We start from the raw sequence: 14819 nt of genomic DNA, 5'->3' as shown, positions 1-14819 counted from the left end.
GCCTCGACGATCGCGGCGGCCTTCCGCGGCTCCAGCAGCCCGAGCTCCTCATTGGCGAGCGCGGCGGCCTCCTTGACGGCCGCGAGGGCGTCGATGAGGTGGGGGTAGGCGGAGATCGGCATGCCGGTGATCGGAAAGTTCTCGGTGGCACGCAGGGTATGGACACCCCAGTAGGCGTCGGCGGGAACATCACGGTCACCGAGCAGATCGTGCTCGCGGCGGGTGACGACGACGGTCATGGCTGTGCGGACCTTCTCTTGGACGCGGATGTTCTCGGACGAAGGTGTACATGAGGTCAGTTGCCGGTGGGACCGCGAGAGCGGATCGAGCGCGCGGACGCCCCGCAGTCAACGAGTTCGTCAACGCCGGTAGCAATGGATAGGTGGACGCCCGTGAAGCTGTCCTTGGTCACCCGACGCCGCACGACCCGCCGCGCCCTTGATGTTGCCGACGCGGCGAGGCCGTTGCGGGAGACGGGGAACAGCGGCGTGCCACGGTCACCGGGTCACCACAGCGAATGAGTCTCACGGGGTATCCGAGCCCGGAACTGCGAGGGCTTACCGCGGCCCCTCCCCGCTAGGCCCCGCAGTACCACCGCACCGTCGACTCAGCGCAGCTTGTCCTTGGCCTTGTAGTAGGCGCCGCCGAACGGGAGGAACCAGGGGGTGCCGTTGTAGAAGGGGACGGGGACCTTGGGGAAGCCGAGGCCGCGCAGGGGGTTGGCCTCCGGCTTGCCGTCCATCATCTCGGCGACGGCGCGGCCCATGTAGGTGGCCATCTGGACGCCGTGGCCGCAGTAACCCATGGAGTAGTACAGGCCCTTGGCCCCATCGGCCTCACCCGCATGCGGGAGACGGTCCCAGGAGAAGCCGACCATCCCGCCCCAGACGTAGTCGATCCGCACGTCGGCCAACTGCGGGAAGATCTCCGTCATCTCCCGCTTGAGGATGTCCCCGCTTTTGACGTCGGAGGCCGGGTTGGACGGCGCAAATCGGGCCCGGCCGCCGAAGGCGAGTCGATTGTCGGGGGTGAGCCGGAGGTAGTGGCCGATGTTCTTGGAGTCGACCACCAGGCGGGCGTTGGGGATCAGTTCGCGGGCGCGCTCCTCCCCCAGCGGTTCGGTGACGATGATGAAGCTGCCGACGTTGATCAGCCGCTTGCGGAACCAGGGCAGCGCCTTGTCGGTGTAGGCGTCGGTCGCGGCCATGACCTGCTTGGCGCGGATCGTGCCGTGCAGGGTCTCCACGAGGAAGCCGCCGTCCGGGAGGCGGGTGAGGCCGGTGGCCGCGTTGCGTTCGTGGATCTCCGCGCCGGCGCGTTCGGCGGCCTCGGCCAGGCCGTGGACGTACTTGCCGACGTGCAGGGCGGCGCTGAGCGGGTCGAGCAGGGCGCCGTGGTAGTAGTCCGAGCCCAGTTCCGCCTTCAGCTCGGCGCGGGTCAGGAGCTGGGTCTCATGGTTGAAGTTGTCGGCCAGGTCGCGCTGGGTGGCCTTCATCGACTCGAAGTGCTGGGGCTTGAAGGCGACCCCGAGGCGTCCGGAGCGGTTGAAGTCGCAGTCGATCTTCTCCGTGTGGGTGAGTTCCTCGACGACGTCGACGGCCTCGCGGAAGGCGTCGTACAGCTCGCGGGCGCGCTCCTGGCCGTAGCGCTTGCGGGCCTCGCCGACACCGATGGTGAGGCCCTGGGTGCACATGCTGCCGTTGCGCCCGGAGGCGCCCGAGCCGACCTTGTCCTTCTCGACGAGGACGGTCCGGGCGCCCTTGCGGGCGGTGTGGTATGCGGTGGACAGGCCGGTGAGGCCGCCGCCGATGACCACCACGTCCGCCTCGTCGGGCAGGTCCTTTCCGGACCGGTCGGGCAGGGCGGGGGCGGTGTCGAGCCAGTAGGGGATCTGCTTCATGGCGTGCGTCCTCTGTGTTCTCTGTCCTGTGTCGCCGTGTGGCCGTGTTGTCAGCAGCCGAGCAGCTTCGGCAGGCCCGACAGGTCGGTCAGCTCGTCGTAGGGCTGGTAGTCGGCGCTGCCGGGGCGGCCGTAGCGGTTGATCCACACACGGCGCTTCAGGCCGAGGTCGCGGGTGGGGATGTGGTCGTACTCCCAGCCCTGGGCGGTGTGGATGACCTGGGACGGCTCGACGCCCATGGTCTTGAAGGCGTGCTCGAAGGTCTGCCGGTCCGGCTTGTACGCCCCGGCCTGTTCGGCCGTGATGACGTAGTCGAACTCGACGCCGATGTTCTCGACGTTGCGCGCGATGAGGTTGTCGTCGCTGTTGGTGATGATCGCGATCTCGTACTTGGTCTTCAGCGCGCGCAGGGCGTCCGGGACCTCCGGGAAGGGGCCGAAGGTGGGGACGGCCTCGACGAGGGCGTCGCCGTCGGAGGTGCGGTACTCCAGACCGTGCAGGCGCATGGCCATCTGGAGGCTGGAGTGCAGGATCTCGTGGTAGGGGCGGTATGCCTCCAGGACGGCCTGGAAGCGCATGACGCGGAAGTCGTCGAGGAACTCGTCGACATCCAGGTTGTCCAGGTCCAGCCGGTCGGAGAGGACCTTGAGGGTGGTGGGGCCGAGCTGGAAGTCGACCAGGGTGCCGTAGGCGTCGAAGGTGACGATCTCTCGCATGGTGTGCAACCTCGGTTTCCGGTTCTTACAGGGGAGGGGGGAAGGGTCAGACGATCCGCTCGCCGGGGGTGACGATCGCGTCGAGTGCGGCCAGGTCGGCCGCGTCGGGGAGCCAGTCGGCCGCCGCCGCGTTGGCGGTGACCTGTTCGGGGGTCATCGCGCCGCATATGACCGAGCCGATGGCCGGCAGGGCGGCAAGTCCGCCCACCGCGACCTGGAGGAGGGTCAGGCCGCGCTCGGTGGCATACGAGGTGAGCGCCTCCACGCGGTCGAGGGCCGCGTCGGTCAGCCAGCCCTGCCGCCAGGACAGGCGGCTGCCGGGCGGGGGCACCTGGCCTCGCCGGTATTTGCCGCTGAGCAGGCCGTTGGCCAGCGGGTAGTAGGGCAGCAGGCCGATGCCGTCGCTCAGACAGGCGGGGATCAGGTCGTTCTCCGCGCTGCGGTCGAGCAGGTGGTAGCAGGCCTGGGTGGACACGAAGGCGTCGGAGAGGTCCTCGGCCGGCAGGTTGGAGCAGCCGATGTGACCGATCTTGCCCTCGTCGACGAGTTCCCGCAGGGCGGCCACGGTCTCGTCGAGCGGGGTGACGCCGTCCGGCTCGTGGTACTGGTACAGGTCGATGCGGTCGGTGCCAAGTCGGCGGAGCGAGACCTCGACGGCGTACCGGATGTAGGGGCGGGCACCACGCCGGCCGTAGAGGTCTGCCTCCGGCCCCATCTCCATGCCGAACTTGGTGGCCAGCACGACCTGGTCACGGTGTCCCTTGAGGGCGGCGCCGAGAAGGCGTTCGCCGTCGCCGCGCGAGCCGCCCTGTTCGCCGAATCCGCCGTACATGTCGGCGGTGTCGAACAGGGTGATGCCCGCGTCGAGCGCCGCGTGGACGACGGCCTTGGTGCCGTCCACGTCGAGACGGGAGCCGAAGTTGTTGCCACCGACGCCGACCACCGAGACCGTGGGTCCGCGCTCACCGAGCGTGCGGTACCTCATGAGCGGTCCCCGAACCCGATGCAGACGTTCTTGGTCTGCGTGTAGCTCGCGAGGGCTTCGAGGCCCTTCTCCCGGCCCCAGCCGCTGTGCTTGTAGCCGCCGAAGGGGAGCTCGATGCCCGTACCGGCGCTGGTGACGTTGACGTAGACCTGGCCGGTCCGGATGCCCTCGGCCAGGCTCATCGCCTTGTCGATGTCGCGGGTCCAAACATAGGAGGCCAGGCCGTACGGGCTGTCGTTGGCGATCTGAAGGGCCTCGTCGGCATCGTCGAACTCGATGACGGTGACGACGGGTCCGAAGATCTCCTCGCGGGCGCACCGGGCCTGGTTGGTCAGGCCGGTGAGGACGGTCGGCTCGATGTAGTAGCCGTCGGCCAGCTCGGGGGCGGACGGGGCGCCGCCGCCTGCTCGCACGGTCGCGCCTTCCTGCCGGGCCAGGTCCAGGTAGCCCAGGACCCGGTCACGCTGGCGCGCGGCGACCAGCGGGCCGATGTCCGGATCCGTGAGGCCCGGTCCGACACGCAGGGTGGCGATCTTCTCGACCAGCCGGTCCAGGAACTTCTCTGCGCCGCGCTGGAGCAGCAGGCGCGTGCCCGCCGAGCACATCTGGCCGGCGTTGCTGAACGACCAGCCGAGAACCGCGGTCAGCGCCAAGTCGAAGTCGGCGTCGGCGAAGACGATGAACGGGGACTTTCCGCCCAACTCCGTGACGGAGGGCACCACGTTGGCGGCAGCGGCCTGGGCGACCTTGATGCCGGTCGGCACCGAGCCGGTGAAGGTGACCTGGTCGATGCCAGGGTGGCTAGCGAGGGCCGCGCCGGTCTCGCCGTCGCCGGGGACGACGTTCAGCACGCCCGGCGGCAGCCCGCACTCCAGCGCGATGCGGCCGATCTCCAGCGGGGTGAGCGGTGCCTCCGGCGAGGGCTTGAGGACGACTGTGCAGCCGGCGGCCAGTGCGGGGGCGGAGCCCCTCGCGGTGTTCTGGAGCGGGTAGTTGAACGGGATGATCTGTCCGGAGACACCGATGGGCTCCCGGACCGTGTAGTCCATCAGACCGGGTCCGAGGGGGACGGTGGAACCGCCGAGCTTGTCGGCGATGCCCGCATAGAACTCGAAGTAGCGGGCGGCGGACTCGACGTCGGCCTTGGCCTGGCGGAGCGGCTTGCCGACGTCCTGGCTCTCCAGCCTCGCCAGCCGTTCACCCTGGTAGCGGATCGTCTGCGCGATGCGGTGGAGGAGCCGACCCCGGTCGGCGGCGCGCATCCGGGCCCATTCGGGCGCGGTGAAGGCCGCGCGCGCCGCGCCGACCGCCTGGTCCACGTCCGCGTGGCCGGCCAGGGCCACCCGGGTGATGGCCGTTCCGTCCGACGGGTCGAGGACGGTGAAGGTGCGGCCGTCGGCGGCCGGGACCTGCTTGCCGTCGATGAGCAGCAACTGGGTGTCGTCGCTCATGGCTGGATCTCTCCCTGCACCTCGCCGAAGATGACGACCTCGTCGCCCGGGCGGACGGTGCGGATCCGGCGCACCCAGAGGACGATGCCGTCCTGCGGGGCGCGGACCTCTTCCAGCGTGTTGCCGTAGTGGTCGATGATGTGGGCGATCAGGTCGCCCTCCTTGCACGTCTCCCCCGGCTCGGCGTGGCCCAGGAAGAACCCGCCGGCGGCGGAGCGGGCGAAGGTGCCGGAGGTGGCCGTGTACTTCTCCCGCAGCTCCGCTTCTCCGTCGATCATCTTCAGCTGCCGCATGATGTTGCGGATCGAGTGGATGTGCAGTTCGACGTTGGACTCACGGTAGGTGCCGCCACCGGCCTCGATGGTGATGGCGGGCTTGCCCGCCGCGAGGGTGGGGTGACGGACTGTGCCGCCCCACTTGCCGCCCTTCCAGACCAGCTCGTGCCCGGCCGCGAGGGCCAGGTCCGTGGCGAGCTCTTCGTAGCCGCCCTGGAGGATGACGAGCGGCGCGATCTCGCCGAAGGTTCCGCCGGTGTGCAGGTCCACCAGGGCATCGATGGCGGGGACGACCTGCTCGACGAACGTGGCGGCCAGCCGCAGTGAGTACGAGCCGTCCGCGTCACCCGGGAAGATCCGGTTGAGGTTGAGGTAGTCCAGGCCGCTGGTGCGGGCCGCCGCCTCGAAGGCCGGGGTGTTCATGCAAGGGATGCCCACGAGCGTGCCGCGCAAAGTGGCCGGGTCGATGTCGGCGAGTACTCGGCGGATGGCTTCCTGGCCGTCGTACTCGTCGCCGTGCACGCCCGCGTCCACGCACAGCACGGGGCCGTCCTGGGCACCGTTGACGACGATGAGCGGGATGCCCAGTTCGACGCCGTAGCTGCTGGTGCCGACCGGGATGAGGCCCTGGGTACGCTCGCCGGGGGCGACGGTCAGCGGACCGATGGAGTACATGAGGGTGGTTCCTTTCGAATGCGGGACGGGTGCGGGTGTCACAGGCGGGCTGACGCCTCGGCGAGGGTCTCCGCGAGGATGTCGGCGATACGGTCGAGGAGTTGGCGGTCGCTGATCAGCGGGGGTGCGATCTGCACCAGCGGGGCGGAGCGGTTGTAGACGCGGGCCAGGAGACCGGCCTCGCGCAGCCGGCGCGGGATGAGGTCGACGATCAGATCGGCGCGGGCCTTGTCGCTGAAGCCGCCGCCGTCGAGGTCGCCGACGAGTTCGCAGGCGTAGAAGAAGCCGGCGCCCCGGACGTCACCGATGATTCTCAGGTCTCCGAGGGAAGCCATACGCGTCGCGAGATGGTCCTGCAGACCGCGGACGTTCTCCAGGATCCTGTCCCGCTCCATGATCTCCAGGCTGCGCAGGGCGATGGCCGCGCTCAGCGGGTGCCCGGCAAAGGTGTAGCCGTGGTTGAGGACCGCGCCCGGCTGGTTGATGACCTCGACGACGCCGTTGCTCACCAGAGTTGCTCCCATAGGGGCGTATCCGGCGGTGATGCCCTTGGCGACGGTGACGATGTCGGGGCGGGCACCGTAGCGGTCGCCGCCGAACCACTCCCCCAGCCGCCCGAAGGCGGTGATCACCTCGTCGGCGACGAGGAGGAAGCCGTACCGGTCGGCGAGCGCCCTGAGGCCCGGCCAGTAGCCGTGGGGCGGGGTGATGCAGCCGCCGCGGTTCTGCACCGGCTCGGCGATCAGCATCGCGATGCTCTCCGGGCCCTCCTCCAGGATCGCGGACTCCAGCTCGGCGAGCAGACGGGAGGTGTACACGTCGTCGTCGACGTACTCGGGGGCGAGGCCGAACCGGTTGGTGTTGGACACGAACCGGGTCTCGATCGCGCCCGGCCCGTAGGGTTCGCGCAGCCCGGGGTCGTCGGTCAGGGAGAGAGCCCCGATGGTCAGCCCGTGATAGGCACCGCGACGCGAGATCGCCTTCACCCGGCCCGGTTCCCCGCGCAGGGCGTGGTAGCGGCGGGCGATCTTCCAGGCGGTCTCCACCGCCTCCGCCCCGCCGCCGGAGAAGAACGTGTGCTCGACATCGACGGGCGCGATCCGCGAGAGCCGCTCGGCGAGTTCGATGGCGGTGGGGTGCGCGGAGGAGGACCACAGCGGGCTGAAGCACAGCTCGCGCAACTGCTTGTCCGCCGCCTCGGCGAACTCGGGGGCGTAGGAGTAGCCGAGCTGGCAGCAGTACAGGCCGGACAGGCCGTCGATGTAGCGCCTGCCGTCGGCGTCGTCGACGTACGGGCCCTCGCCGCGCTGGACGACGAAGAGGTTCTCGCCGTCCTGGCCGAGGGAGCCGTTGGGGGTCATGTTGAGCAGGAGGTGTCTGGCCGCGGTGGCGGACAGTTCACCGGCGGGTGTGCGGGTGCTGGTGGTCATGATGCGCTCTCACTTCCGGCGGGGAGGCCCAGTCCGGGTTCTGTGGGCAGCAGGCCGTCCTGTTTGCCGGAGCCGCTGAGCTTGCGGACCACGCCGACCAGGGCGAGGGCCACGACGGCGACGGCGATGAGGATCGCGCTGACGGCGGTCACCGACGGGTCAACGTTGTACTGGAGGACGTTGAACACCTGCACGGGCAGGGTCACGGTGTCCACGGAGGACAGGAACTGCGAGATGAAGAACTCGTCGAAGCTGGTGATGAAGGAGAAGATGCCGGCGGCGACCATGCCGGGCATGGCCAGGGGGAGGGTGACCCGCCGCCAGACGGTCAGCCGGTTCGCGCCCATGCTGGCGGCCGCGTCCTCCAGCCGTTCGTCGATGCCCTTGAGGGTGGCCATGAGGATCATCACGGCGATCGGTGAGGCCAGCACGGTGTGGCCGAGTGCGATGGCGATCGGGCTGCCGAGCATCGCGGCCGGCTCGAAGAGCAGGAACAGACCGAGGGCGATGACGACCTGGGGAATCACCAGCGGGGCGAGTACCAGGCCGTAGACCGCCGTCCGCAGCGGCAGTTCGCTGCGGACGAGGGCGGTGGCCGCGGTCATACCCAGGATCAGCGAGAAGACCGTGGTCATGGCGGCCACCAGGGCGCTGAGCGACAGCGCGGCGGGCCACTTGCTGCCGTCGGCGAACAGTTGCTTGTACCAGCCGAGGGTCCATGCCTCCGGCGGGAAGGAGCCGAAGGCGTCCTTGCCGAAGGAGGTGACGACGATGACGATGATCGGCAGGGCCAGGAACACCAGGATCAGGGTCGCCAGCACGGTCAGGGTGATGCGGCCGGCCAGGGTGGAGCGGAGCTCGATCATGACGCCGTACCCCGATTCCTAAGGGCCTCGCCCGCCGACTTCAGCAGCCTGAGCAGCAGCAGTCCGGCGAAGGTGAGCAGCAGCAGGATGATGCCGAGCGCCGAGGCGCCGTTCCACTGGTTCTGCTTCATGACCTGCTCGTCGATGAGCGAGGCGACCATGGTCTGTTTCTCGCCGCCCATCAGGGCGGGGGTGAGGTAGTAGCCGAGGCAGAGGATGAAGGACAGCACGCCCGCGTTGACCAGGCCGGGGGCGACCAGGGGGACGTAGACCCGGCGGAAGATGGTGATCCGTCCGGCGCCCATGCTGGCCGCCGCGGCAAGCAGCCGCCGGTCGATGCCGCGCATGACGGCGTACAGCAGCAGGACGGTGTACGGCAGCATCACGGCTGTTGTGCCGATGACGACGCCGATCTCGTTGTAGAGCAACTGGACGGGCGCGCCGGGGACGTGCATGTCCGTCAGGGCGTTGTTCACCACGCCGTTGTCACCGAGCAGGATGATCCAGCCGTAGGTGCGCACCAGCGCGCTGATGAAGTGCGGGACGACCACCACGAGCATCGCCAGGCCGGCCCACAGCGGCTTGAGCCGCGAGATGGCCGAGGCCAGGACGAACCCGACGACCAGCGCGAGCAGTGAGGTCTCGGCGGAGATCCGCAGGGTCGTGAGCAGGATCTCCAGGTTCGCGCCCTGGAAGGCGTCGGTGTACCAGTGGAGGGTGAAGCCGCCCTCCTCGCCCTTCAGGCTCAGCATCAGGGTGCTGAAGATCGGATAGACGAAGAGGATCAGGAGGTAGACGACGACGGGGGTGGCGTTGAGCAGTCCGAAGCGGGTGCGCCGTTCGGACAATGCACGGCCCAGGCCCCGCTTGCCCGGAGCGGGTGTGGGCGCGGCGGGCGCCGGGGTGGGTGCCAGTGCGGTTCCGGCCATCGTCATCCCCCGTGTTCCATGTCGGGGAAGACGCTGACGTTCGCGGGATCCGCGGTGAGGCCGATGCGCTCGCCCAGGTCGGGGGCTCGGCCGGCGGGCAGTTCCAGCCGTACGAGTTCGGTGGCCGTTCCGCCGACAGGGCGGACGGTGACGCGTACGAGCGTGCCGACGTAGGTGACGGTCTCGACCGTCCCGGTACAGAATCCGTGGTCGGGCGAACACAGGGCGAGCCGGCCGGGCTGGACCGCGGCCCGGACACGGGCCCCTTCGGCCCCCGCCTGCGGGCGGGCCTTCAGTACGCCGCCGGTGTCGAGACGCACCAGAGTGTGGCCGGACGCCTGCTGCTCCACGTGGCCCGGCAGGAAGTTGGCGGCGCCGAGGAAGTCGGCGACGAACGGGGTGCGCGGTCGCTCGAAAAGCTCCTGCGGGGTGTCGAACTGGTCGATCCGCCCGTCCCGCATCACCGCGATGCGGTCGGAGAGGACCAGGGCCTCTTCCTGGTCATGCGTCACGTAGATGACGGTCAGGCCGAGTTCCTGCTGGATGCGCTTGATCTCGGTCTGCAGCTGGTCGCGCAGCTTCTTGTCCAGGGCGCCCAGCGGCTCGTCCATGAGGATGACCGGCGGGCGGTAGACCAGGGCCCGGCAGAGCGCGACGCGCTGCTGTTGGCCGCCTGACAGCTCGCGTGGGCGGCGGCGGGCCATGGCGGACAGTCCCGCCATCTCCAGCGTCTCGCCGACCCGGCGGCGCTGTTCCGCCTTGGACACACCCCGCAGTTGCAGGGGGAAGGCTACGTTCTCCCAGACGGTCATGTGCGGGAAGAGCAGGTACTGCTGGAACACGAAGCCCAGGCCGCGCTTCTGCGGGGCGAGGCGGGTCACGTCCCGGCCGCCGACGACGATGCTGCCGGAGTCGGGCTCGCAGAACCCGGCGATCATCATCAGGGTGGTGGTCTTGCCGGAGCCGGAGGATCCCAGGAAGGTGACGAACTCGCCCGCCGCGATCTCCATGGAGACCTCGTCGACGGCCGTCACTCCCCCGTACGTTTTCCGAAGCCGGGTCACGGACAGGGGCTTGCCGGAACCGGTCAGGTCGGCCGCGGAGGCCAGGGACAGCTCGGGCATCACGTCGATCTCAGGCATGCGTCCACTCCTGCCAGCGCTTGGACACGGCGTCCTGGTTCTTGATCCACCACTCGACGTCCAGGTCGAAGCCGGACTCCAGGTGCTCGGGCGAGCTGGCCAGGTTCGCGGCGGTGGCGGGCTTGAGCTTCTTGTAGGCGGCCGGCACCGACGGGGCCATCGGGTAGATCTCGGCGTAGGCCGCCTGTACCTCGGGCCGCAGGGCGAAGTCGATGAGCTGGTAGGCGGCGTCGAGGTTCGCCGCGCCCTTGGGGATGCCGAGTGCGTTGCTCTGCCGGCGGGCGCCGTTCCACTGGTAGGCGAGCGGGGAGCCGCCCTTGATCAGGGCGTCCAGGCGACCGTGCCAGACGCTGGAGGCGTCGACCTCCTTGCGACCCAGCAGCACGCCGGGCAGCGCGCCCGTGTCCCAGAACTTGCGGACGTGGGGCTTGATCTCGCTGAGAACCTTGAAGGCGCGGTCCACGTCGAGCGGGTAGAGCTTGTCCAGCGCCACGCCGTCGGCGAGGAGGGCGAACTCCAGCTCGGGCAGGTCGGCGTCCAGGGCCTGCAGCGCGCGGTTGCCGGAGAACGACTTGGTGTCCCAGAAGTCGGCCCAGGAGGAAGGTTTCTTCCCCCCAAAAGCGTCCGTACGGTACGCCATCACGCTGGCCCAGTAGTTCTTGCCGACCGCGTTGGAGGTCACCAGGGTCTTGGCGATGCTCGCGTTCTTGAAGTTCTTCAGCCGGTCGTAGTCGAGCTCCTCGGTGGCGTCCTGCTGCTTGAAGAGCACGAAGTCGGCCATGGAGTCGTCGATGACGTCGAACTGGGGGCGGCCCTGCTTGATCTGGGCGAGCATCTGGGCGTACTCGATGTTCACCACCTTGACCTGGATGCCGGTCTCCTTGGTGAACGGCTCGTAGATCGCCTGCTGGTTGGCGTCGCCGTAGGAGCCGCCGCTGTTGCGGACCACGAGGGTCTTGGAGCTCTTGCCGCCACTGCCGACGGACCGGCTGGTGCCGGTGCCGCAGGCGCTGAGCGTTGTGCCGGCGGCGATGCCTGCGGCCACGCCGCTGACTCCGCGCAGAAACCCTCTGCGGTCTATCCGGACATCTCTCACCGGGTGCCTCCTGGTGGTGCGGTACATGAGGAAGGGGAGCGTGGGGGTGCGTGCTGGTGGGATCTCGGTTCTGGTGGTGCGGGGAAGGGACTTGCTGGGGGGTGGGGTCAGTGGTCGCCGGAGTCCCGGGGAGCCGGGGCGGCGATGGCGGCCAGCTCGGCGCCGGGGGCGACGGTCAGGCCGCGCATGCCGTAGAAGATCCGGCCGGTGGCCGGGGTGTGGACCTTGTGCTCCTGGCCGTCGGCCGGATCGATGACGCGGCCGATGACCTGGCCCTCCGTCACGTCGTCGCCGACGGTGAACTCCGGATACCAGAGGCCGGTGGCCTCGGCGGTGACGCCGGCGGACCAGACCCAAGCGCGAACAGCCGTGTCGTCCTGGGGCTTGGTGTCCAGGACGCCGAGCCGGCCGAGTACTCCGTACAGGCCCTCGACGAGACGACAGGCGGTGTCCGCGTCGCGTTCGCCGAGCTGTCCGGTCTCCACGAGGATCGCCGGGACGCCCTGGCGGGCGGCGGCCGCGTGACTGTTTCCGCCGTCGGCGTTCATTCCGAAGATGACGTCCTCGATGCCGAGCGCGTCGGCCATGTCCGCTGTCTGTGCGTCCAGTTCGGGGTCACCGGTGAGGCGGTAACCGACGAAATCTGTCAGGGCTTCGTCGATGCCGCCGGAGTGCAGGTCGACGTAGGCGTCGGCGCCGTCCACGAGGTTGGTGAACAGCCACGCCGCGAGACGTTCGGTGGGGCTGCCGCCGGGGTCGCCGGGGAAGACGCGGTTGATGTTCACGCCGTCGAGCGGGGAGACGCCGAGGCGCCCTTGGTAGACGGCCGGGGGGTTGGCGACCGGGCAGACGATCACCTGGCCGTGCACCTCGCCGGGCTCCAGCAGCGCGGCCAATCGGGTGGCCGCGTCGACCCCCGTGAACTCGCCGCCGTGCACACCCGCGGTGATCAGAACGCGGGGGCCGGGGTGGGCGCCGTTGACCAGGGTCAGCGGAATGTCCACGGTGAGGGTGCCGAGGTCGGCGGGGACGGTGCCGCGGGTCTTGGTCCCGGGCTCGGCGCGCAGGACGCCGACATCGAGGGCGCTGGTCATGGCAGTCACCCCTCCGCTCGGTCGAGGGTGGAGATGAAGTCGATGGGCTGGGGCGAGGTGCCGTCCAGCGCGAGGTCGGCGGCGATGTCGCCGAAGGCGGGCGAGAGCTTGAAGCCGTGGCCGGAGAACCCGGCGAGCAGGACGACGTTCTCTGCGCCCGGCAGCGGTCCGACCAGCGGACGGCTGCTCTCGGTGTAGCCCTCCATGTAGACGGAGAGCCGGGTCGGATCGGGGTTCAGGTCCGGCATGTGACGCCCGATCAGCTCCGTGAAGATCTCCAGCTCCTCCGGGGCCACCTCTCGGTCGAGCCGGTTGGGGTCACCGGCCGGGCGGTGCAGGGCGCGGGAGAGACCGAGCTTGACGGAGACGCCGTCCGGGGAGGGCAGGCCGTAGCAATGGGTGGGCGCCGTGCGGATGAAGGCGGGGCGCTCTTCGCCGAACCAGGCGTCGGTGGTGGGCACATACCAGGCGCTGATGAGGCGGCGGATGTCCACCTCCCAAGGCAGGTCCGGCAGCAGGTCGTTCACCCATGGACCGACGGTGACCACGGCGGTGTCGAAGTGCTCGCTGCCTGCGTCGGTGCGGATCTCTACGCCATCCGCGACGGGCACGATCTCGCGAACCGTGGTGTAGCGGTGGATGCGGGCGCCGAGCTCCTCGGCGCGGCGGGCGGCGGTCTGGATCGTCAGCTCCGGGCGGATGAAGCCGGCGCGGCGGTCGAGCACGGCCGCGTCGCCGTCTTCGATGCGGAACTGCGGGAAACGCTTGGCCAGCAGCTCGATGTCGAGGACCTCGTGCTCGAGGCCATGCTCGGCGATCGACTCGAGGACCGTGGCCATCTGGTGGTGCTCTGTCGGCCCCATCAGCAGGCAGCCGGTCAGGCGGCGCAGCTCACGGCCGGTCTCCTGCTGAAGTTGCTCCCAGAGGGCGTCGGCGTGCTGGAGCAGCGGCACGTACCGGGAGTCCTCGAAGTGGGCGCTGCGGAAGATCCGGGTCTCGCCGCCGGCCGCGCTGCGGTCGTGGCCCGGGGCGAAGCGGTCGTAGCCGACCACCTCGGCTCCACGGGCAGCCAGACGCCAGGCGGCCTGGCTGCCCATCGTTCCGACGCCGACGACGGCGACGCGCTTCCTGGCAGCTGACACAGGGCTTTCCTTTCGTATCGCCGCGGCGCATGCTGAGCCCCCGGCGTGAGGCTGATCGATTCGAGGCGGTTTGGACGGGGCCGGCCCCGTCGGCGGGACTACAGCTCGCAATCGTCCGTATCTCGTAGCTCCGGCTCACCTTCGCGAGATCCTTCGAAGCCGTGCCACATTGTGGAACGCTGTGCTAGAATCTGGCACGAGAATGACAGCGGCGGAGAAGGGAGTCAAGAGGGTGTCCGCAAAGAATTCCGAGGATTAACGGGGGGAAACCGGATGGAAATGAAGAGCGTCACCAGGTCGCTGCGCATCCTGGAGGCGGTCGCCCAGCATCAGCCAGTGACTGTGGGCGAGCTGACGAAGATCTTCGGCCTGCCGAAGTCGACCGTGCAGCGCACCCTGGTCACGCTGGCGGAGGCCGGCTGGCTACGGGCCAGCCGGAAGGACACCACGCGCTGGGAGGTCGGCGCCCGGGTGCTGGCCGTACGACCCGCCGCCCTGCAGGGGTCCAGCCTGTTCGCCGCCGCCCGCGACCCGATGGTGCAGCTGCGGGACAAGGTCAACGAGACCATCCACCTGTCGGTGCCGGACGCGCTCCAGTGCATGGTCGTGGTGGACCGCGTCGACTGCGACCACCCCGTACGAACCTTCCACGCCATCGGCGACACCTCGCCCCTGCACGCCACCGCCACCGGGCGTGCGGTCCTCGCCCACCTGCCGAAGCAGGACATCGAGGAGCTCATCACTCAGGGCCTGGAGCGTTTCAGCGAGACGACGCCCGCGGACCCCGAGGAGCTGCGCGCCGAGCTGCGCCAGATCCGCACCGACGGCTACGCGGTCAACCGCAACCAGTACCGGCCGGGCGTCTGCGCCATCGCCGCGCCCATCCTCGACGAGGACGGCACACCGCTGGCCACCGTGGCCATCTCCATGCCCGATTCGCGGTACGACGCCGACCAGCTGCCCGAGTGGGGCCGCCTGGTCGCCGACACGGCCGCGGACATCACAGGGCGCCGCCTGGGCGCTTGAGCGGGTCCAAGATCTGGACCTCGCACGCCGAAGTCGCCGACTGGTGCGAACTGCTGGTGCGCACCGACCCCGCGGCCGCGAAACACCGGGGC

At 69.6% G+C, this 14819-nt stretch carries 13 protein-coding genes and 1 pseudogene; 1 reads left to right on the top strand and 13 read right to left on the bottom strand.

Features of this window, described 5'->3' with window-relative positions; genetic code table 11:
* The 13 genes and pseudogenes from aspA to solA form a co-directional block, all read right to left on the bottom strand.
* Positions 1-239, bottom strand: a pseudogene (gene aspA / locus ACWD3I_RS48270) (aspartate ammonia-lyase); the annotation flags it as partial.
* A 368-nt stretch (positions 240-607) separates the two neighbouring features.
* On the bottom strand, positions 608-1900 hold the full coding sequence (locus ACWD3I_RS48265) for an NAD(P)/FAD-dependent oxidoreductase (protein ID WP_365412691.1): 1293 nt from the start codon (positions 1898-1900) through the stop codon (positions 608-610).
* Between the two features lie 50 nt (positions 1901-1950).
* Positions 1951-2616, bottom strand: coding sequence for a haloacid dehalogenase type II (locus ACWD3I_RS48260; protein ID WP_365412693.1), 666 nt, complete (start codon positions 2614-2616; stop codon positions 1951-1953).
* Between the two features lie 46 nt (positions 2617-2662).
* Positions 2663-3601, bottom strand: coding sequence for an aldo/keto reductase (locus tag ACWD3I_RS48255; RefSeq protein WP_365412695.1), 939 nt, complete (start codon positions 3599-3601; stop codon positions 2663-2665).
* Positions 3598-5052: an aldehyde dehydrogenase family protein gene (locus tag ACWD3I_RS48250; RefSeq protein WP_365412697.1), complete on the bottom strand. Its 1455-nt coding sequence runs from the start codon at positions 5050-5052 to the stop codon at positions 3598-3600. The genes ACWD3I_RS48255 and ACWD3I_RS48250 overlap by 4 nt, the downstream gene beginning before the upstream one ends.
* Positions 5049-6002, bottom strand: a complete 954-nt coding sequence (locus ACWD3I_RS48245) for a succinylglutamate desuccinylase/aspartoacylase family protein (protein WP_365412699.1) — start codon at positions 6000-6002, stop codon at positions 5049-5051. The genes ACWD3I_RS48250 and ACWD3I_RS48245 overlap by 4 nt, the downstream gene beginning before the upstream one ends.
* A gap of 38 nt (positions 6003-6040) precedes the next feature.
* Positions 6041-7432, bottom strand: coding sequence for an aminotransferase class III-fold pyridoxal phosphate-dependent enzyme (locus ACWD3I_RS48240; RefSeq protein ID WP_365412701.1), 1392 nt, complete (start codon positions 7430-7432; stop codon positions 6041-6043).
* Positions 7429-8298 carry an ABC transporter permease gene (locus ACWD3I_RS48235; RefSeq protein WP_365412703.1) on the bottom strand — a complete coding sequence of 290 codons (870 nt, stop codon included), beginning with the start codon at positions 8296-8298 and terminating at the stop codon, positions 7429-7431. The genes ACWD3I_RS48240 and ACWD3I_RS48235 overlap by 4 nt, the downstream gene beginning before the upstream one ends.
* A complete protein-coding gene (locus ACWD3I_RS48230; protein ID WP_365412705.1) occupies positions 8295-9233 on the bottom strand; it encodes an ABC transporter permease in 939 nt (312 codons plus the stop codon). The genes ACWD3I_RS48235 and ACWD3I_RS48230 overlap by 4 nt, the downstream gene beginning before the upstream one ends.
* Entirely contained in the window at positions 9230-10369 is a 1140-nt protein-coding gene (locus tag ACWD3I_RS48225) for an ABC transporter ATP-binding protein (protein ID WP_365412707.1), read from the bottom strand. Before ACWD3I_RS48225 ends, ACWD3I_RS48230 begins: the two co-directional genes overlap by 4 nt.
* Entirely contained in the window at positions 10362-11465 is a 1104-nt protein-coding gene (locus ACWD3I_RS48220; RefSeq protein WP_365412709.1) for an ABC transporter substrate-binding protein, read from the bottom strand. Before ACWD3I_RS48220 ends, ACWD3I_RS48225 begins: the two co-directional genes overlap by 8 nt.
* 107 nt (positions 11466-11572) lie before the next feature.
* Complete coding sequence (locus tag ACWD3I_RS48215) at positions 11573-12559, bottom strand: succinylglutamate desuccinylase/aspartoacylase family protein (protein WP_365412711.1); 987 nt, start codon at positions 12557-12559, stop codon at positions 11573-11575.
* Between the two features lie 5 nt (positions 12560-12564).
* Positions 12565-13701: an N-methyl-L-tryptophan oxidase gene (solA, locus tag ACWD3I_RS48210; RefSeq protein ID WP_365412713.1), complete on the bottom strand. Its 1137-nt coding sequence runs from the start codon at positions 13699-13701 to the stop codon at positions 12565-12567.
* A 279-nt stretch (positions 13702-13980) separates the two neighbouring features.
* On the opposite strand from solA, the gene ACWD3I_RS48205 reads away from it, so the two are divergent.
* Complete coding sequence (locus ACWD3I_RS48205; RefSeq protein WP_365412715.1) at positions 13981-14727, top strand: IclR family transcriptional regulator; 747 nt, start codon at positions 13981-13983, stop codon at positions 14725-14727.
* Positions 14728-14819 lie beyond the last annotated feature (92 nt).

It is taken from the genome of Streptomyces sp. NPDC002817, from assembly GCF_053592055.1.
The sequence above is the reverse complement of the archived record's forward strand: the minus strand, read 5'-3'. Positions and strand labels throughout refer to the sequence as shown.

Coding starts and splice junctions, on each gene's coding strand:
- ACWD3I_RS48265 (WP_365412691.1), bottom strand. CDS start 1,900: ATGAAGCAGATCCCCTACTGGCTCGACACCGCCCCCGCCCTGCCCGAC.
- ACWD3I_RS48260 (WP_365412693.1), bottom strand. CDS start 2,616: ATGCGAGAGATCGTCACCTTCGACGCCTACGGCACCCTGGTCGACTTC.
- ACWD3I_RS48255 (WP_365412695.1), bottom strand. CDS start 3,601: ATGAGGTACCGCACGCTCGGTGAGCGCGGACCCACGGTCTCGGTGGTC.
- ACWD3I_RS48250 (WP_365412697.1), bottom strand. CDS start 5,052: ATGAGCGACGACACCCAGTTGCTGCTCATCGACGGCAAGCAGGTCCCG.
- ACWD3I_RS48245 (WP_365412699.1), bottom strand. CDS start 6,002: ATGTACTCCATCGGTCCGCTGACCGTCGCCCCCGGCGAGCGTACCCAG.
- ACWD3I_RS48240 (WP_365412701.1), bottom strand. CDS start 7,432: ATGACCACCAGCACCCGCACACCCGCCGGTGAACTGTCCGCCACCGCG.
- ACWD3I_RS48235 (WP_365412703.1), bottom strand. CDS start 8,298: ATGATCGAGCTCCGCTCCACCCTGGCCGGCCGCATCACCCTGACCGTG.
- ACWD3I_RS48230 (WP_365412705.1), bottom strand. CDS start 9,233: ATGACGATGGCCGGAACCGCACTGGCACCCACCCCGGCGCCCGCCGCG.
- ACWD3I_RS48225 (WP_365412707.1), bottom strand. CDS start 10,369: ATGCCTGAGATCGACGTGATGCCCGAGCTGTCCCTGGCCTCCGCGGCC.
- ACWD3I_RS48215 (WP_365412711.1), bottom strand. CDS start 12,559: ATGACCAGCGCCCTCGATGTCGGCGTCCTGCGCGCCGAGCCCGGGACC.
- ACWD3I_RS48205 (WP_365412715.1), top strand. CDS start 13,981: ATGAAGAGCGTCACCAGGTCGCTGCGCATCCTGGAGGCGGTCGCCCAG.